At 43.3% G+C, this 21,572-nt stretch carries 10 protein-coding genes; all 10 read left to right on the top strand.

Features of this window, described 5'->3' with window-relative positions:
- The first annotated feature begins 158 nt into the window (after positions 1 to 158).
- The gene (locus ACFO6W_RS24035) at positions 159 to 1,553 is read left to right on the top strand and encodes an SGNH/GDSL hydrolase family protein (protein WP_380001305.1); all 1,395 of its coding nucleotides are present in this window, start codon (positions 159 to 161) and stop codon (positions 1,551 to 1,553) included.
- 201 nt (positions 1,554 to 1,754) lie between these two features.
- A complete protein-coding gene (locus tag ACFO6W_RS24030) occupies positions 1,755 to 4,289 on the top strand; it encodes a glycoside hydrolase family 38 C-terminal domain-containing protein (protein WP_380001303.1) in 2,535 nt (844 codons plus the stop codon).
- Positions 4,290 to 4,319: 30 nt separating this feature from the next.
- Positions 4,320 to 6,647, top strand: coding sequence for a GH92 family glycosyl hydrolase (locus ACFO6W_RS24025; RefSeq protein WP_380001301.1), 2,328 nt, complete (start codon positions 4,320 to 4,322; stop codon positions 6,645 to 6,647).
- Between the two features lie 176 nt (positions 6,648 to 6,823).
- The gene (locus ACFO6W_RS24020) at positions 6,824 to 8,656 is read left to right on the top strand and encodes a RagB/SusD family nutrient uptake outer membrane protein (protein WP_380001299.1); all 1,833 of its coding nucleotides are present in this window, start codon (positions 6,824 to 6,826) and stop codon (positions 8,654 to 8,656) included.
- Between the two features lie 39 nt (positions 8,657 to 8,695).
- Positions 8,696 to 9,151, top strand: coding sequence for a DUF5004 domain-containing protein (locus ACFO6W_RS24015; RefSeq protein ID WP_380001297.1), 456 nt, complete (start codon positions 8,696 to 8,698; stop codon positions 9,149 to 9,151).
- 11 nt (positions 9,152 to 9,162) lie between these two features.
- The gene (locus tag ACFO6W_RS24010) at positions 9,163 to 10,314 is read left to right on the top strand and encodes a DUF4961 domain-containing protein (RefSeq protein ID WP_380001295.1); all 1,152 of its coding nucleotides are present in this window, start codon (positions 9,163 to 9,165) and stop codon (positions 10,312 to 10,314) included.
- A 62-nt stretch (positions 10,315 to 10,376) separates the two neighbouring features.
- The gene (locus ACFO6W_RS24005; RefSeq protein ID WP_380001293.1) at positions 10,377 to 13,538 is read left to right on the top strand and encodes a SusC/RagA family TonB-linked outer membrane protein; all 3,162 of its coding nucleotides are present in this window, start codon (positions 10,377 to 10,379) and stop codon (positions 13,536 to 13,538) included.
- A 13-nt stretch (positions 13,539 to 13,551) separates the two neighbouring features.
- Positions 13,552 to 15,336 (top strand): RagB/SusD family nutrient uptake outer membrane protein, encoded by a 1,785-nt coding sequence (locus ACFO6W_RS24000; protein WP_380001291.1) that lies wholly within the window; start codon positions 13,552 to 13,554, stop codon positions 15,334 to 15,336.
- Between the two features lie 38 nt (positions 15,337 to 15,374).
- A complete protein-coding gene (locus ACFO6W_RS23995) occupies positions 15,375 to 18,494 on the top strand; it encodes a SusC/RagA family TonB-linked outer membrane protein (protein WP_380001289.1) in 3,120 nt (1,039 codons plus the stop codon).
- Positions 18,495 to 18,588: 94 nt separating this feature from the next.
- On the top strand, positions 18,589 to 21,549 hold the full coding sequence (locus tag ACFO6W_RS23990; protein WP_380001287.1) for a DUF5005 domain-containing protein: 2,961 nt from the start codon (positions 18,589 to 18,591) through the stop codon (positions 21,547 to 21,549).
- Positions 21,550 to 21,572: the final 23 nt, after the last annotated feature.

Genomic DNA, 21,572 nt, shown 5'->3' with positions numbered 1-21,572 from the left:
TTACTGGATAATTGGATTGAAAATCATTTACTCAAATGCTTACTTCGAACAGGAGTGAGTTTTTTTTGTAAATATATTTGTACATGGCTTTTTGGAGCCGTACACTAACGTAAGTATTTTGAGATAACCTGACTAAAAGTCGTAAAATCCAATACCAAATGAAAAACAAATCTGTTGCAATCATTATTCTGTTCGTGCTGCTATGTTCTTTCATGACATCGAACGCTCAGAAAATCAGTCCATTTAAGGACGGGGAAAGGGCTGTATTCCTGGGAAACAGTATTACTCATGGTGGACACTATCATTCATATATATGGCTTTATTATATGACTCATTTCCCAGAAATGAGGATTAAGATATTGAATGCCGGAATCGGAGGCGACAGGGCCATTGATATGGTAAAACGGCTGGATGGTGATGTATTCAGTAAGAATCCCACAGTAATAATAGCCACTTTTGGAATGAATGACTCGGGCTACTTTGAATACAACGGAGATCAACCCGAAAAATTTGCAGACGAAAAGGTCAAAGAATCTTATGACGCTTACAGGCAAATGGAGGCCAGATTCCGGAATTTGGAGAATGTAAAGGTGGTGCTCATGGGCAGCTCTCCTTACGACGAAACTGCTGTTATAGAAGGAAACAATCCTTTCAGGAACAAGAATAAGGCAATGCTCAGGATAGTCGATTTCCAACGCGAATCTGCAAAAAATAACGGATGGGAGTTTTTCGACTTTAACGAGCCTATGACAGCCATTAATCAACAATTTCAACAGCACAATCCTAAGTTTACCCTTTGCGGGACCGACCGCATTCATCCCGACAATGACGGGCATATGGTAATGGCATATCTGTTCCTCAAAGCACAGGGATTTGCAGGTAAGGAAGTTGCAGACATAAATATAGACGGCTCAAAGATGAATATCATATCTTCTTCGAACTGTGAAATTTCCAACCTGAAAAAAAACTCTGCTGGAATCACGTTTGACTATCTCGCAAAATCATTACCCTACCCGATGGATACAATAGCCCGTGGATGGGGATATAAGAAAAGCCAGGCCGAAGTGGTTAAATCAGTTCCGTTTATAGATGAAATGAACAGGGAAATACTATCAGTAAAAGGATTGAAAGGGGATTATAAACTAATGATAGATGAGGAAAATATAGGAACATGGCCTGCAAAAGATCTGGCAGAGGGCATCAACCTTGCCACGCTTACCAATACACCTCAGTACCAGCAGGCCCTCAGAGTTATGTTCCTGAATGAAGAACGCTGGGAAATAGAATGCCGTTTTCGTGAATATGCATGGGTACAGTTCAACTTTTTTCTCAACAAAGGTATAACCGATCCGAATACCAGAGAAGCTATTAAGGTATTGGATAAATATAAAGGCAGTGATGGCTGGCTTAATGGCAGGCGTGACCTTTACTCGAAAGCGATGTTTCCTGAAGTAAGACAGGCATGGCAGGATGAGATGGATTTGCTTCTTTCGGCTATTTATGAAGTAAATACTCCTGTGAAAAGAAAGATAACTCTTGTTCGCGTAAAATAAGGCTATGAATTGAAAATTCATAGATTGTTTTTGAATGGAATCTATTTGAAAGTTAATTGTAAGTAATATAAAATCAATACACTTAGGCTTGAATGAGTTGTATAACCTCAATTCAGGCGGAGGATGAAGACCACCCGGAGTAAAAGGACTTCGACAATCTCTTAAACCAACGTATTCGAAAAATAAACCCAAAATTGATATATGAAGCGGATTTTTGCTTTTGTACTGATATCTGTGTCTATACTCGGAAAAGTATCTTCCCAACAGCAGGCATACTTTGTTGACGGCTATCATGGTGGCGTCTATGGGCATTACCCGATGTGGGTGACCCAGTTTATGACAGATAAACTGTCACAACACCCGGAGTGGCGCATAGGACTCGAAATAGAACCCGAAACATGGGATACGGTAAAAGTAAAAGAACCGCTTGCGTATCACAATTTCAGAAGTATCGTAACGGATAAAAGAATCGAGTTTACGAATCCTACCTACGCCCAACCCTATTTATACAACATATCGGGAGAAAGTATTATACGGCAGTTCGAATATGGTATTAATAAGATACATCAGCATTTCCCGGATGTGACTTTTACGACATATTCGGTAGAGGAACCCTGTTTTACAAGCAGTCTGCCACAGATTCTAAAGTCGTTCGGTTTCAAATATGCCGTACTTAAATGTCCGAATACCTGCTGGGGCGGATATACGGCAGCCTATGGTGGTGAGCTGATTAACTGGATAGGACCTGACGGAACTGCTATCCTTACAGTGCCGCGCTATGCATGCGAAGAGTTGGAAGAAAATTCCACATGGCAAACCACAGCATGGGGAAATTCCAAAGCCTATCTCAAGGCATGCTTCGACTACGGGATAAAAAATCCTGTCGGAATGTGTTATCAGGATGCAGGATGGAAAAACGGCCCGTGGCTTGGTCACGGCAACAAGGTAAGGAACAACTCTGTATATGTGACATGGAAAGAATATATAGAAAACAAGTCGGTAGGCAGTTCCTTCGATAATCTGCACTTTTCGCAGGAAAATATGCTGGTCAACCTGATGTGGGGAAGTCAGGTGCTTCAGAAGATTGCACAGGAAGTACGTATATCCGAAAATAAGATTGTGATGGCTGAGAAGATAGCAGCTATGGCAACTATCGGGAATAATTATGCCCCGCTGCAAACATCACTGGACGAAGCGTGGCGTACCCTGATGCTGGCGCAACATCACGACTCATGGATAGTTCCTTACAACCGTCTGCATAAAAATCGCACATGGGCGCAGGAGATCACTCTGTGGACAAACAATACAAATAAAATTTCGGACAATATCATCGAAGAGGCTGTCAAAACATATGGTTCCAAAAATGGATCACCTTCCCGTGACTTGTCTTTTGTAAAAGTATACAATACGCTGGCAACAGAAAGGTCGGAGTTAGTAACCATAAGCCTGCCCGCTACCCGCATCAGGCAGGGATTGGCGGTATATGATTCGAAGAAAAAAAGAATTCCTTCGAGTCTTCGACACGAGGGAGATTCTATCTGTCTCACCTTCAGAGCGGAGGTGCCTTCTTTCGGTTATGCAACATACAGTTTACAAGATGAGAAACCAAATAAAGAAACATATTCTGCTGGTAAAAATAACTCAGAAGGCGATTATATACTGGAAAACGATATGTATAAGATCGTTATCGATGCTGCAAAGGGAGGAACAATAAAAAGTCTGATTGCCAAAAAAGAGAAAAACAAAGAATATATCGACACTGCCAACCAACACGGCTTCGGCGAACTGAGAGGCTATTTTTATGAGGAAGGGAAATATTATTCTACCGTTGACTCTCCGGCAAAAATCACTGTATTGGAAGACAACGGCCTCAGAACCATAGTGAAAATAGAAGGGAATATCTCTATTCACCCTTTCACGCAGATTATCACTTTGAACAGTGGACAGAAACGTATCGATTTCGACCTGACGGTAGATTGGAAGAGCAATGTCGGCATAGGTGAATACAAACAAGGTAATAATTGGCGTGATAACAGGAGGGCATATGTAGACGACAAGTTCAAATTGAATATAATGTTCCCTGTAGGCTTATCTTCACCCAAATTGTATAAAAATGCTCCTTTCGATGTATGTGAAAGCAACCTCAAAAACACATTCTTCAATACATGGGACAGCATAAAACACAATATAATCCTTAACTGGGTAGACCTTGTCGATAAAAACGAGGTATATGGCTTTACCCTCTTATCAGATCATACCACCTCTTATTCTTTCGGAGAAAATTATCCGTTAAGCCTGACCGCCCAGTATTCGGGCATCGGATTATGGGGTATGGATTATAAAATAACAGGGCCGTTGAAAATGAAATATGCTGTCATTCCACATACCGGAAAATGGAAAGAATCCCGTGTGTCGACTGAAAGTAACAAGTGGAATGAACCTTTAGTGGCTTCGCTTCTCGCTAAAACTTCAACAGAAGACAAATCCTATTTCGATACCGGCAACTCAGGCTATGAGGTAACTGCATTTAAGACTCATGGCGACGATCTGCTCATCAGGCTGTTCAATGCCGAAGGAAATACTTCCGTACAGAAACTGAAGTTCGGGTTTCCCGTATCATCAGTGGAAGAAGTTGATTTAAGAGGGAATATAATCACAAAAAATACAATTCACAAAAACAGTATATCGCTGTCGATACCCCGTTTCGGGATTAAAACATTATTAATAAAAAGATAAGATAGGAAAATAATTGAAATGATTGATACTATGCTAAAGATGACAACAGCTCTTATAACGGTTCTTTGCCTGACTATAACGGGATGCACCACGGAAGTAGAAACAAAAAGTTCTGCACCTTCCGATTATGTCAATCCGTTTATCGGAGCCAGTACCAGCGTAGGTGCTGCCGGAGTCTACCATGGACTGGGAAAAACTTTCCCCGGAGCGGCCACACCATACGGGATGGTTCAGGTTAACCCCAATACAATAACAGGAGGTGACAATTCGCCGGGCTACAGTTACGAACATAAAACTATCGAAGGTTTTGCATTTACACAAATGAGTGGTGTGGGCTGGTTCGGCGATCTTGGTAATTTCCTTGTAATGCCTGCTACAGGAGACCTGAAGACAATTGCGGGTAAAGAAGACGGGAGCATAAGCGGATACCGTTCGCTGTACGATAAAAAGACGGAAATTGCCAAAGCAGGGTATTATTCAGTAAACCTGACCGACTATAATATCCGGGTAGAAGCCACGGCAGCACCGCATAGCGGAATCTTACGATTTACATTCCCCGAGCATAAACAATCACGCATACAGATAGACTTGGCTCGAAGAGTTGGCGGGACATCGACATACCAATATGTAAAAGTAGTTAATGACAGCACTATACAAGGGTGGATGAAGTGTACGCCGGATGGCGGCGGATGGGGTGATGGAGAAGGCAATACCGATTATACTGTGTTTTTCTATGCGCAATTCAGTCGTCCGTTGAACAATTACGGCTTCTGGAGCGCCGATATACCTGATAATTGGAAACGTAAACTCAAAGATGTTACAAGCATCCCTTATCTGAAAAGGGTATCGGAAGCTAAAATTATCAAAGATGTCAAGGAATTGGAAGGCAAACATCTGGGATTCTATACAGAGTTCGATACGAAAAAAGATGAGGAGGTAACACTGAAAGTGGGAATATCTTTTGTCGATATGGATGGTGCCGGCAAGAACTTCAAAGCGGAAATCGCAGATAAGAATTTCGACCTTGTCCGCAACAAGGCAAAAGCAAGTTGGGATAGGGAATTGGGCAAAATAAATATTACGGGAGGAACAGACGATCAGAAAACAATTTTCTATACATCCCTTTATCACACAATGATAGATCCGCGCATATATACCGATGTAGACGGGCGTTACACAGGTGGTGATAAGCAGATATACAGTGATTCCACATTCACGAAACGTACTATATTCAGCGGATGGGACGTATTCCGGAGCCAGTTCCCTCTGCAAACCATTATTAACCCCGAATTGGTAAACGATCAACTCAACTCTCTGATTACCCTCGCCGAACAGAGCGGACGCGGATATTTCGAGCGCTGGGAAATTGTGAATGCATACTCGGGCTGTATGATAGGGAATCCTGCCTTATCGGTTCTGGCAGACGCGTATGTGAAGGGTATCCGCAATTATGATATAGATAAGGCCTACAAATATGCAGTGAATACATCGAAAAAATATGGCAATGACGCCCTCGGCTATACAGCTTCGTCACTCAGCATATCCCATACGCTCGAGTATGCTTATGCTGACTGGTGTATATCCCGTATTGCCAACAAAATGGGCAATAGCGACGATGAAAAACTGTTCCTGAAAAAAGGTCAGGCCTACAGGAATATTTTTGATAAGGAAAAGGGCTGGTTCCGTCCGCGGAAGGCTGATGGTTCTTGGGAAGAATGGCCTGAAAATGCGCTATTTAAAGAATGGTATGGCTGCATAGAATCTAATTCTTACCAGCAGGGGTGGTTTGTACCTCACGATGTTCCGGGTATGGTGGAGTTGATGGGAGGAGAAGACAAGGTTGTTACCAATCTTACAAATCTCTTTGAAAAGACTCCCGACAATTTTTTGTGGAACGACTATTATAACCATGCCAACGAGCCGGTACATCATGTTCCTTTCCTGTTCAACCGCCTGAGACGGCCCTGGCTGACGCAAAAATGGACCCGCCATATATGCGATAAAGCCTATGCCAACAAAGTAGAAGGCATAGTGGGCAATGAAGATGTAGGCCAAATGTCGGCCTGGTATGTGCTTGCCGCCTCCGGGATACACCCTGTGTGTCCGGGAGATACACGTCTTGAAATAACAAGTCCGGTATTCGACAAGATAGAATACAAGCTGGATACGAGATACTTTAAAGGAGGAAAGTTCACCATAATAGCCCATAATAACTCACATCAAAATATATACATACAAAAAGCATTGCTTAACGGAAAAGAATATAAAGACTGTTATATAGATTTTTCAACTATAGCAGACGGAGCCACCTTGGAATTGTTCATGGGCAGGAAACCAAACAAAGACTGGGGTATATGAAACTTGGAGAGCTTTAGAAATATGATGCGGAATAAATCACAAATACACTTTCTTATGGAATGAAAAAGCGGATACAAAGGGACCATAATTTGATATATTAAAACAATGTTGATTGATCGATAGGTAGAGTTTCGGGTATTTAAATGAAAAGTTTTTATTAACCTAATACATTATGTATGAAAAACATTTTATATTTATTATTAACGTTAACAGTCGTGTGGGGATGCTTTTCCTCTTGTAACGACAAAGGGTTTCTCGACGAAACCGTAACGACAGACCTCAATTATAATAGGGTTTTTTCCGACAGTGCGCTTACCGAGGGCTTTCTGGCCGAAATCTATCGGGATGTGGGTTTTGACGTGAAAGGCAATCGTTTCAGTACTATATCGGAACAATTGGGTGGCCTTCAGACCGCATGCGACGAAGCCGAATTCAGACTCTCTTCGGAAGGTATCGCCGATGTGCAGTTTGCGTCGGGGACCGTTAATCCGATAATTATTACCGATGATGCATGGAAGATACCTTACCAAAACATCCGGAGGGTAAATATCTTTTTTAAAGGGATAGAACAGGCACCCCTGCAAAGCTTCCGTAAGGCTCGTCTTAAAGCCGAAGCCCGTTTTCTGAGGGCCTGGTATTATCATATCATGGTAAGGCATTACGGAGGTGTACCTTTAATCGGTGATACCATTTATGCTGACGGTGACAAACCGAAAGATACCCGTGATACATTTGAAGACTGTGTGAACTATATCGTTAAAGAATGTGAGACTGCAGCTACCGAACCCAATCTGCCTGTAAAACCTACGGGATCATATTATGGGCATGCGGGAAGAGGCGCTTGCAGGGCTTTGATTGCCCGTATAAAACTATTGGCAGCCAGTCCTCTTTATAACGGGAACAGCGATATAGTTGCGGGAACAAACGTCCCTGCCGAGTTGGTCGGATATCCCGGGTACAGCAAGAAACGATGGGAAGAAGCGATGAATGCCGCGAACGATGTAATCTCCCTGGGGCAGTACAGTTTGTATGTATTACACACAGATCCTTTCAATAACAATAATCCCGATTCCGGACATGGTTTCTATGCTTTGTTCCAATCATTAAAAGATGAATATAAGCCCTCATCTCTCGCTGAATCTATACTCGATGATCGTAGTCTTGGGCGAGTAGCGAGAGAAAGCTGGTTTCAGCCTCCATCCCGTGGTGCTGCAAAAAGCGGATTTATCTATCAAAATCTGGTAGATGCATTCCCGATGAAAAACGGAAAGCCGATCAGCGATCCTGCGTCAGGATATGATCCTAATAATCCATATGCAAACCGCGACCCGAGGTTCAATAACACTGTGGCCCACGACCAGACAATGATTGCGTTAGCACCGAATAATAACCCTGATCCAATAAACGTGTACCGCAAAGCCGACGGTTCTTCCAGTGGTAAAGATGCTGTACATCAGGGCACGCCTACCGGCTATTATATCAACAAAATGGTCAGTCGTCATTTGGCGGCCAACGCTGTACATGGCGAAAATGAGGCAACTCCGATCTTACGCTTCGCCGAAATTTACATGGCCTATGCCGAAGCAATGAACGAATATGAGATAGGTGATGGCAACGGATCTCAACTAGTATCGCCAGCAGACAAAACATACGAAATATTAAAAGCGATTAGGGCACGCGGAGGAATAGAGGCCGGTACAGACGGTATGTACGGATTAAAACCGGATATGACACGCCTGGAAATGCGTCAGGCCATACGCGATGAAAGACGTATCGAATTTGCTATAGAAGGCCACCGTTTCTTTGATGTAAGGCGCTGGAAAATAGCTGAACAAACAGACAGCCAGATGATGACGGGTATGGAAGTCAGGCTGACACCTGAGGGTGGCAAGTCATATACGCGTTTCAATGTACGGCAGCGTATTTTCAGAAAGGCGATGTATTTCTGGCCTATCCCGTATGCGGAAACATCCAAGTCTCCGAACCTGATCCAAAACCCTAATTATTAAGATTAACCTTTTTTCTAACTCTGTAAACAAAGATTCATTATGAGAAGATTAAATACAAAAATGATGTTTATGCTTTGTATTATGGTATACTCTTTCCTTTCCTGCGATAAATTTAAAGATTCGAACGGTTACGACATCGAGGAACCTGTTAAAAACCTTGCCGGTTCATGGTATATTACCAAGGCCGTAAGGAATGGAATAGATATAACCAAAGCTATGGATTTCAGTGCTTTCAGGATTACCTTCAATGACGATAATACGTATACCATTGATAATTACCTTCCATTTTTGGTTCGCCAGGACGGGACATGGAATGTAAACGACCCTCAGTATCCCACACAACTGTTGTTTAAGGAAGGAACTTCTACCGGATCCAATATTTCTCTTTTCGACTATCAGACAGTGAAAGGAGAACGGCAGATAACCCTTTCATTCTCGCCGGGATGTCAGAGCAATGTATATTCCTATGTATTGGAGCGGGCGTCTAATAAATAAAACAGAACACCATGAAAACAAAACCGAAAAATAAAATATTGATATATAAAATATTAGGGTGTATGATCTGTCTTGTCGCATTTATTTCCTGTGGCATAGAATGGTTCACAGACCATGGGAGTAAATTTGATGACGAATATAAGGATAACAACTCTCCAATCATTTATAAGACAAATTCCGTAAAGGCAGGTGAATATGCCGAATTTGTCATGTATATAAAATGCGGGTCGAACATAGACGGTGGCCGGACAGAAAAACTGATAATCGCCGTTAATGTTCCTAAAGTGTGGACAGATGCCAAAAATGCTATAGTAACATGGGAAGGTACCGGCAATGGTAAAAATCTGGAGGGAGAACATAAGATGTCGCCGATCCCTGATGGAACTTCCCCTGTGAGTAAGCCGGGTCTGACTTGGGATCAAGCACTCCTTAACAAATTCGGTGGAGAAAATCCGAATGTACTGGACGATACCCAATGGGTGGCATTTGTGTCTGATGCTGCGGGGACTATAGATAACGGAGGCAATGCGTATGACCTGTATGTAAAAATAAAGATAAAAATGAAAACCGGTCCCGATAACCTGAGGGCGAAAATAGGATTCTTCGCTAATTATGAATCTGACGGACTGAGCGAGTATAGTTCAGGAAACAATCAGGTAGGGCCGGATCATTGGAAAGTGATGTGGGGCGACTGTTTTGAAGTGACGGACGGTGAAGGCGTCGAACCGATAGACTTCTGCCAGTATCATTTCTATCAGGTAACTCCGGGCAATGCTGCACATAATGATATTCTTACGTTCAGGTATATCGGCGATTATTACAACAACCAGTTGATAAATGAAAGTAATATCTACCTGAATGCCAAGGCTCACACTGCAAATGGTAATACATATACAGTAGACGAAATATCCGACAAAACAAAACTACTGAAAGATTCCAGATGGGGAGTAATGTGGAGTGCGACACTGTGGCCTGAAGGCTTTTTCGGCGTGCCAGCCAACGAGACTATCACTCATATCGAATATTATTTTACAAATGCGGACGGTTCTCTATTTGTCGACAAATATGACGACGAACAAGCAGGAAAAGATGATCCGGCCGGAGACGACGATCATTCGACAAGGGAGAAAAAGCCGTTTGTTTACAATTTCGTTTGTAAATGAGATCAATGTATAAATTTTTATAATTAAAACCGGAATTTATGTATAATTCAATATATAAAAAGATGAGTAAGAGCTGTTACTTCTTGCTTATGATCGTATGGTGGTTGTTGTCAGGATACGGGACCGCTTATGCCCAGGAGAAGGCGGCTAACGGCGCATCCGGCTTTTCGGGTGTGGTTGTCGACCAGTACGGGAGACCGGTACAAGGCGTGGAAATAGCAATTAAAGCAGGCAGTTACAAGGCAATAAGCGATGAAGCAGGAACGTTTGGCATTGATGCTGTTATTGGAAATACGCTTGTTCTCACACATCCCGATTATTTAGTAAAAGAAATCAGAATTCCCAAGGACATCAAAAAGGGAACAGTATTTAAAGTAGATATAAAAGATAAGAAGCTAAAAAATCCTGCTAAGCTGGATATCCCTTACGGAAAAACGGTAGACAAGGAAACTTATCTGGGTGCGGCATCGACCATTTATACAGATGAAATAGCCCCTGCATTGTCTGCTAATATACTGGGCGCATTATCAGGCAGGTTGCCCGGCCTGTATATTTCCCAGGGTAGAGGATACAGAAATACTTTTACCAACCAGAGTACAGTTAACAATGCTTTTCTGGGCGGTCAGGCCGATGATTCCAGAGTAGGATATAACGACAATACGCAGTACGGTTTCTCATTACGTGGAGCTTTTTCGCCGGTAGTGGTTGTCGACGGATTTCAAAGCGAACTGTTCAACATCGATGTGGAAAGCATCGAATCGGTTTCGGTACAGAAAGACGCCTTGTCTTCCATGTTTCTGGGAGGAAGAAGTTCGCGCGGGGTAATGTATATTACTACTAAAAAACCGGTAGAAGAAGGGTTTAAGATATCATTCACCGGCAGGTATGGCATACAGGAACCCATAAAGACGCCCAAGCCGCTTCCGGCCTATCAATGGGCGTACCTGCTGAATGAGGCTCTGGTCAACGATGGTAAAAACGGAGTATATACAGCCAGTAACATAGAGTCGTTCCGCTACGGGAAAGACCCGATAGCATACCCTGACGTAAACTGGTACGATCAGGTACTGAAGAACAACTCCGATATCCAATCCTACAACCTGAATGCAACCGGAGGAAATAAAACAGCCCAGTACTTCGTCAGTTTGGGATACTTCACAGAAAACGGGCTGTTTCGCGAAAACGCGCAGAACGCCTACAATACCAACCTATCATACGACCGGTACATGGTAACTTCCAAGATTAACGTAAATGTTTTACCGGGACTCAAAATGGGAGCCACCGTTATAGGGCGTATCGAGGAGGGCAACCAGCCGGGAGCAGGTACAAGTAGCATTATGAGCGATATATACACACTTCCGGGAAGCGTATATCCGGTTTACAATCCCGACGGCTCCTATGGCGGGAACAACAGCTACCAGAATAATCTGATGGCGAAAACTATCGGTTCGGGTTATATAAAAGATCATATGCGCGACGGATATGGCAATATTGTTATCGATCACGACATGGCATGGCTTGCCGAAGGCTTATCGGCGCGTATGGTAGGAAGTGTTGTTTCGCAAAGCCGCAATGCCTTGGACCGCAGCAAGCAGGAACCTGTCTATCTTCGTTCTCTGAATCCCGATGGATCGCTGAGAGGCTATGAACGCTTTGGGAGTATAGTCCCGCAAAAGAATAGTTTCATTGGTGTATCAAACTTTCAGTATATGTATGGGCAGGTTGCACTGGACTATAAAAAAGTGATAAATAAATCGCATACGATAGAAGGAAATGTATTTGCTGATGTAAAAGAGGTTTTGGACAATTATCAGTTGCCTGAAAAACCTGCAAATCTTAATGCAGAAGCCAAATACGACTATCAGCAGAAATATTTCGCCCAAGCGGCCGTTTCCAGAAGCTACCTGAACAGGTATGCGCCGGGTAAAAGATGGGGGACGTTTTACGCTTTCGGCTTAGGATGGGATATCAGTAAGGAAGCATTTATGCAATCCATCGACTGGGTAAATAAACTAAAGCTACGTGCGGTGTTCGGACAAACGGGAAACAGTATCGGACGCGACAATTATTATACATGGAGACAACAGTATGAAAGTAATGCCGTTACTGTTGCGGGTACAGGAGCTTATTATCCGCAGGGATCGAACTATACGGGCTTGTATGAAAATGTTGCAGTCGGGCTTATCGAAACAAATCTCAGCTTGTCGAATCCGAACCTGACATGGGAGAGAGCCAATAAACTGAATCTGGGGCTCGATGCCAACCTGTTCGACAACAAACTATGGATTACAGCTGATTTATACAGCGACAAACATTTCGATCTTTTGATGACCAGAGGGAAAAGTATAGAGCTCATCGGTTTGAACTATCCTACTGAAAATATAGGGAAAGTCCGGTATCAGGGTGCCGATCTATCAGTAACTTATCAGGATCACATCGGGAATTTCAATTATTATGTGACCGGAAACTGGAGCATAAATCAATCGAAGATTTTATTTATGGATGAACAAAATGTTCCCGAAGAATACATGCGCAGGACAGGCAATCCGGCCGGAACCCGCTATGGGCTTATTGCCGAAGGATTTTTCCAGACAAGGGACGAGGTGGCAAACAGCCCGGTTATTTCCGGTTATAATATCGTCCCGGGCGATCTTAAATATAAGGATATGAATGGAGACGGAGTAATCAACGAATATGACCAGACTGCAATAGGCGGCAATAAACCGCTCTGCTTTTTCGGTCTGAACTTTGGATTCGAATACAAGGGACTTGAGTTGTCAGCTTTATTTCAAGGCGCTTACAACCGTGAAATTTATTTTCCGGATGCAGGCTGGGAATATGCAACAGGATTCATAGCATGGGGTAATACCTACAGTCAGGCATATGAACATGTACTGAACCGCTGGACTCCCGAAACGGCCGAAACGGCTCTGTTCCCAAGGCTTTCCACAAGCCCGAATTACAATGTTGCTCCTAATGGCATGAATAATTCATTCTGGTTGAAATCAGGAAATTACATACGGTTGAAAAACCTGAATATAGCCTATACCCTCCCCGATTCATTTTCGCGGAATTATCTTGGCGGAGTGAAAGTAAAGGTATTCGTCGGTGGTCAGAATTTATGGACACAAGCTGCTTTCGATCTGGTTGACCCTGAAGTTGTAGATTTCAGGAACTATCCGGCGCTACGTGGCTTCAACACAGGGATCAACATCAAATTTTAGCATTCTCTAAAAAATGAAAGACATGAAAAATAAATTATATATCATACTGATAGGCCTGTTCTGCACGTTGTGGTCATGCAACGACTATGAAGATGTTCCTGTGGAAAAGCATACGCTTGAGTATGTGTTCTCAACTACAGATTCACTGGGTGTAGATGCAAAAAGGTATTTAAACAACATTTACAGTGTTTTGCGATACGGACACAATGGCATTGACGGAGACTATCTGGATGCAGCTTCGGACGATGCTGTCACATCGGTCAATTCGGAAAATCAAATCTATCAATTGCAGGTCGGCCGTTATTCACCTTTTGTACGCCTTACTGACATGGGATGGGCTAATTATTACAGGGGCATTCGCTGGTCGAATACATTCATTAAAAATATAGACGTGGTTCCATTCATGCAAACATATAACAATCACGCCGGTACTAAAATACCTCTTAACAGAGCACTGAAGGCCGAGGCTCGTTTCTTCAAAGCATTTTATTATTTCGAACTTGTAAAACGCTATGGTGGTGTGCCTTTGGTTGGTGACATACCTTACGAATTAGGAGAACCGATGGAGTTTCCGCGAAATACATTCGACGAATGTATAGAGTATATCGTAAATGAGCTCGACAATATCAAAGACAGCCTGCGTTCGGTTCCTATCGCCAATGTCGGGGCAGACGGCCATGTGGTGACATCGGGAGCGGCTATGGCTCTCAAAACAAGGGTATTGTTATATGCCGCAAGTCCATTGTTTAACGAATCTCCGATCGAAGCCGGAAATCCGTATGTAGGTTATGATAAATATGATCCTGCCCGCTGGAAAAGAGCAGCGGATGCAGCGGAGAATTTCATCAAGGACTGGGGTCCTGGAGGAAATTATGGGGGATATGCTTTAATGAATGATTTCAGGGATGTATTCCTTTATTATTACGGCCCGTCTACAAATGAAGTCATATTCCATGTACAGGTACAGGATGGTCAGAAAAAAAGAGATGTGGAAGTAAATAACGGGCCGATAGGATTTTCCAGTGAAGCCAAAGGCAACGGACGCACCAGTCCTACACAAAATCTGGTGGATGCTTTCCCTATGAAGGACGGAAAACCAATAAGCGACGTGAGTTCAAAATATACATATTCGGAACAATCGATGTACGACAACCGCGATCCCCGCCTCGATTACACAGTATTACATAACGGTTCACGCTGGCTTAGTTCGGTGCTGGCCACATACATAGGCGGACGAAATAATCCGGGCGGAACTACCGAAGCCACGACAAAAACCAGCTATTACCTTCGTAAATTTATGGGTAAATACGAAGATAAGGAGAAATATGAAGAGACTCTCCGCAACTGGGTTCTATTCCGCTACGCAGAAATATTACTAAATTATGCGGAAGCCAAAAACGAATATGACCTTGCTTCTTCGAAAACAACAGCCGACGCCAAAGTGATCGAATATATCAGGGAAATAAGAAAAAGAGCCGGAATTGACGGTGACGATGATACTTATGGCATAGCCGGTAACACAACCTGCGTAGCGATGAGGGAACTTATCCGTAACGAAAGAAGAATTGAAATGGCATTTGAGGAGCAACGCTTCTGGGATATACGACGTTGGAAAATAGCCGAAGATATTTTCAACCGGCCACTAAGAGGATTAGCACTGGTGATGAGGACAGGGAATATACAGATTGAACATATTGATGTTCTGAATGCAAAATTCGATCCGAAAAGATACCTATATCCTATACCATACAGCGAAGTAAACAAAAACAGTAACATGGTTCAAAACCCTGGATGGTAACAAAGCTATGTTTATCAATTCTTTAACAATCGATTGATATGAAAAGACTAACTTTATTATTTATAAGCATACAAATCTTTGCCTTTGCTTTCGGGCAACAACAGTTCCAACTGAAAGGCAAGGTGTCATCAACTGACGGGGAACTCCTGACCGGAGTGAGCGTCACTGTTGATGGAACGACAAACGGCACGATGACAGATTCTGATGGTAATTATACATTAACAGTAAAACCCGGAGATCAGGTAACATTCTCTTTTATCAGTTTCGCAAAGCAATCTGTCAAAATAACTAATCAGAAGATTCTGGATATTGTACTCCATTCCGATCAGACAGCATTAGACGAAGTTGTGGTTGTCGGTTATGGTAAAGTGAAAAAAATCACATTGACCGGAGCTGTAAGCGCTATGTCGGCCGAAGAAATACGAACGGTCCCCACATCCAGTGTGCAAAATGCGTTGGCGGGAAAACTACCCGGATTCTTTTCTCAACAGCGTTCGGGACAGCCCGGTAAAGACGCCTCCGATTTCTTTATCAGGGGAGTCAGTTCCCTGAACGAGGAGGGTAATCAACCGCTGATCATTGTAGACGATGTTCAATATACATACGACCAGCTGCAACAGATCAATGTGAACGAAATAGAAAGCATTTCGATTCTGAAAGATGCTTCTACTACGGCTATCTATGGTATTAAGGGTGCTAACGGCGTTTTGGTGGTAAAAACCCGCCGTGGCGAAGAAGGACGCCCCCGTATAAATGTACGGCTCGAAGGTGGTTTGACTATGCCCATACGTACACCCAAATTTCTGAACGCTTATGAAGCGGCATCGCTTACAAACGAGGCTTTTGGAAATGATGGATTGGAAAGCAGCAAGCCGTTTACCGCTGCCGATTTGGAGCATTTCAGGCTGGGAGACGATCCTTATGGCCATCCTGATGTGAACTGGTATAAAGAGATTTTTAAAGACATAGCCAGTCAGCAGAATGCAAACGTGGATATTTCGGGTGGTACTAAAAGGCTGAGATATTTTGTTACGGGTGGATTCTTCTCCCAAAATGGTTTGACACGCAATTTCGAAGACCCGTACGGCGAAGTGAACACTGATTACTTCTACCGCAGGTTTAATTTCCGCTCCAATCTGGATTTCGATGTCACTTCTACTACCAAAGTCCGTCTCGATATGTCGTCCCGTTTTATGAATATCAATGAGCCAAACGGCTTAAATGCCGTAGGGGAAATCTATAACTTCAAGAATATGACCCCGTTTTCGGCTCCATTGAAAAACCCCAACGGAACCTACGCTTATCATAATTACTTCTTTCCCGACAGTAAAGACCCTACTTTGAATGCACGTCTGGCAAATGAAGGTTACAGCCGCACAAGGAGATTCGATTCCAATATACTATTCGACGTATCCCAGAATATGGACTTTGTTACCAAAGGGCTTTCCGGCATGTTACGCGTAGCATATTCCAGTATAGATGAAAATTCCAGAAGGATGTGGCGGGCTAAGGATATGTATCCTACCTATCATTATACTCCTTCGGGGAACGGAGGTACATATACAATCAACCCTACGGTGAACTCCTATGCTTACGAGAAGTATGTATCAGGCGCCGGTATCAATAAGGCTATAAGGGATTTGAATATACAGACATTCATCAATTACGAACGGACCTTTAACGAAGACCATAATATCAACGGAATGTTGTTGTACAACAGGCAAAGCCGTACAAGGGACTGGGAAAACGTGCCTTTTTTCAGCCAGCCTGACGTTCCTGCAAAATTTGTCGGATATACGGGCCAGATCAAATATAACTACAAGAACCGGTATCTGTTCGACCTGAACACGGCCTATAACGGGACCGACCGATTTAGTAGGAACAAGCGTTTCGGCTGGTTCCCCTCTGTCGCGGCAGGATGGAATATCGGCGAAGAACCATTTTTTCAGGAGAAATTCGGCAGCAAGGTCGATATGCTGAAAATCAGGGCCTCGTATGGTTTGGTAGGATCAGACGTAGCATCGGGTGGCCGTTACCTTTATAAGCAGTATTATGAGCAAGGAGGCGGATATAGTTTTGGCGAAAATTATAATAATAGAATATCTTCATATAAGGAAGGCTCATTGGCAGATGAATCGGTTACATGGGAAAAAGCCCGTAAATTCGACGTCGGCATAGATGCCAGCCTGTTCAATAATAAGGTATCCTTCACGATAGACTATTTTTATGATTTCCGCTATGACCAGTTGGTAGAGAGAAGTGATGTGTCTCTGGTCTTTGGTTTGGGTTCGGCCCGCAAAAATATAGGAGAAACCACTAATCAGGGTTTCGACGGGCAAATCGGTTATACTGACAAATTCGGAGATTTTAGTTTTAATACTAACCTGGTGTTTTCCTATGCAAAGAATAAAGTGAAGTACAAAGCCGAGGCTCAGCAAAGATATCCCTGGCTGGCCGAAACAGGCAAACCTATCGGTCAACCATTCGGTTATACATGGCTTGGATATTACACACAACAGGATATAGATGAAATCAACGCGGGTAATCCGAATAAGATTCCCGTGCCTTCAGTTCCTGTATCGGCAGGCGACCTTAAATATCTGGATATGAATGACGATGGCGCTATCGATGACTTCGACAAAAGCGCTATCGGTAAACCTAACCTGCCGACAACCACACTTGGATTTACGATAGGCGGATCATATAAGGGTTTTTCACTGAACCTGTTGTTCCAGGGATCATTTGATTATAGTTTCAGTGTCGTAGGAACGGGCATAGAATCTTTCAAAAGCCAGTTTCAGCCCATCCACTTGAAACGCTGGACACAGGAGAGATATGATAACGGTGAGGTAATCGATTTTCCGCGCCTGACAACGAACCCTTCGACCGTAAGCAGTAGTGAAGCATACATGTCGGACTTCTGGCTGGTAAACGCATGGTATATCCGTCTAAAAACGATTGACCTGGGCTATGAACTACCTAAGAGTGTATTGCCTAAAGGGATATATAGCACACGCTTCTATATGAATGCTTATAACCTGTTCACTAAAACGAACTATGATAAATATCAGCAGGACCCTGAAATAAAGACGAACTCGGCAGGTGACGCATATATGAATCAGCGGGTGGTAAACTTCGGCGTGCAGATGTCGTTCTAAAAAAATCATTGTAGCAGGGTTATCTACCGTATATATGAATGATAACCCTGTATACTATTACGATACACATTCATGACCTTTATTTATAATGCATATGAAAAGATTTTATGAATTTTTCAAAACTTCGCAGAGGTTATACATATTCGTCCTGTCATTATTCGTTATCAGCTTTATACTATATGGCTGTTTCAGATTGAGATCGCTGAACCATCCCACAACGGCGGAGACCAACAGTTATTTTGACGTGACCTTTGTCTGCGAACATACCAATCCGACCAAAACAGAAGGAAGAGGTTATTTCGGCGCGCTTTTGCCTGAAGGATGGAGAGCGCAGGATTATACCGAATATACCGTACATTTTCCTAATCCCGATGAAAATATATACGGGCGCCTCGCTTTCGACCAATATTATACGGATGCTTTAAATACCGCTTTTCCGGCTCCTGCGGGTTATTATTGGTGGGGCGGCCGTTCAATCGATATACTTGAACTTTTGCATAGCGACAATAATAAAAGCGATGATTTTACTTTTACATTCCGCATATTTACAGATAATCAGACCGGGAATTTTAGCCTTAGATACGTGGTGGGCACCGATGGCAACGATGAAAATCCGGCCGGAAACGGGAAGTATATCGATGAAACGCGGACAATCTCTATTACACAAGGTAGCGAATATCCGATGCAGAAGACTCCGAACTGGGTACTTTTGCCAAACAGAGGTGAAGATGCCAATGTACAGGTTTATTCCGATAAGGATTACGACGGATTCTTCACTCGCTGGCACGGATGGACAGGCGGCGACATTGGCCGGTCTGAGCCGCTGGGCGACGGGCGGAGTATTTGGGTATGGGGCGACTCCCATACAGGTACTGTACTTTCCGGCCGCACCAGAGTAGGAAATAAAGGAGATAACCAATTCGAACGCAACTTCGTCATGGTTCAGGACGGTGAGGATTTTAGCGCTTTCAGGCTATTGAATGACGGCTCGCCGGGTGGCAACCCTCCGGTAAAGGAAGTACTGATACCTACCGATGACAATGGAAACCCTTTGAACAAGAACAGTGTATGGTACTGGCCTGCGGGAAGTTCTGTTTACTATCGCAATGGCGTTCCTGAACTTCAGATGATTCTCAGCCGTGTGCAAAACGATGGCTCGGGAGGAATGTGGGGTATGGTGGGTGTGTCGGCTGACGTTGCCGTATTCTCCCTGCCCGATCTTAAGTTGAAGGAGATAAAAAAATATAAGCATATGACCCGGAGCCTTGCAAAAGGCGATAGCAAATTCGGGCTGGATTTCGGAGGATATGTATTCAAAGACGATGACGAAACTGTGTATATATACGGTTATGCCGATATTGAAGGTATCTGTACACGGTATGGCCTTGTAGCCCGTGTTACGAATGGAGACCTTACGGGGGACTGGGAATTTTATAATGCCAGGACAAAAGAATGGTCTACCGATACGTCATGGCAAAATGACCTTGCCAATTGGGAAGGTGCTACTATAGTGCAAGACCCTGTGTTTGTATTTAAAGATGCCGGGAAATATTATGGGATTGCCCAGCCGGGAAAGTGTTTTAGCGATGAAATCGTACTTTATGAGGCCGAGACTCCTTATGGGCCATTCACAAACAGGAAAATAATAGCGAAATTACCGGCCGAAATAAGCACGGAGAACTCATTTTTCTGTTCATTATTGGCCGTTCATCCGCAGCATTCCAAAAACGGGGAAATATTCTTTTCCGTTTCCAAAAACTTTCAGGACGACAAGCCGTGGTATGCAACCGGAAATGCCGACACATACCTGCCATACTTCTTCCGGGTGAAAGACTGGCGTGACAAATTAAGCATTGCGAATCAGGATGCTACCGACAATAAGGGCATTCTTACCGCCCAATACGAAAGCGATATGGAAAATGCGACAGATAATGATGCTGCGACTATCTATTCGGTCAATGCAGGAAAAGCCTGGATTGAATACGAATCTCCGTCTCCGGTTAATTTAAGGCGCTATACAATCACTTCTGCGCCGGATTCTCCCGACAAAGACGACAAAGACCCTCTGCATTGGAAGCTATTGGGTTCGAATGACGGAACATCATGGACTGTACTCGACGAGCGTTATTATGCCGAGTTTGAGCACCGCTCCCAAACCGTGAATTATAATGTGCCTGTCGATGGCAATTATACTCATTTCCGCCTCGATGTTCTGGCATCGAAGGGAGGAACAGGATTACAAATAGCCGAATGGCAGCTTTTAGGTAAATTCGAATATGAGTATGGTACTGTCGCCGAATTGGAAAGCGTGACCGTAGATGGTAACCCTGTGGCTGTACAAGATGTTATGGCTATAGATCTGCCGGCTTCAAGCGGAAGCGGTTTTACAGTTAATTTAGCAACCGTCGACAAAGGAACAATAGATGGTAAGGCAAGTAAATATACATTTTCTGCCGAACTGGACAGGCCTGATATCAAAAAATATAACATAAAAGTCATATCGGAAGACGGAAAAGCCCAAAAGGACTATACGTTAATTTTCAACAAGCGTTTTGCCTTTGACGACCTTATTAAAGTGAAATGGAACAATACCCTTATGTTGTATCTTAACAAATTGAAAGATTACGATATAACGGGTTACCAGTGGTACCTCGACGGAAGCCCGGTTGCAGGCGCCACGGGAACCAGCTATGTAGCTGGTTCAAAGAAGAACGACCTGTTGAGCCAGACATCAGCTTATCACATTGTATTGAAAACCCCTGACGGAGATTTACGTTCCGAAGCAGAACGGATAACGCTGAAGAGTACGGGTATAATCACTCATCCGAATCCTGTAAAATCAGGCGAAGAAGTGACTGTAGATGCGGATGTTGATGAAGATTTACTCCGGAATGCAACGATTGAAGTCTACAACATTTATGGTAACAAACTCAGTGCTGTTAAAGCTCAGGGACGTTCAACCAAGGTAAGTATGCCGTTTACATCCGGTATATATATGGTTCGGTTCAAGGCAAAAAATGATTTTGAAAAAACGCTGAAGGTTGTTGTTAAATAGGAATGTCTTAGTTAAACGTATAT

The sequence above is a fragment of the Dysgonomonas termitidis genome (assembly GCF_042654545.1).
In the GTDB taxonomy this organism is placed as follows: Bacteria; Bacteroidota; Bacteroidia; order Bacteroidales; family Dysgonomonadaceae; genus Dysgonomonas; species Dysgonomonas termitidis.
Note: the sequence above shows the minus strand (reverse complement) of the source record. Positions and strands in the feature narration are given on the sequence as shown.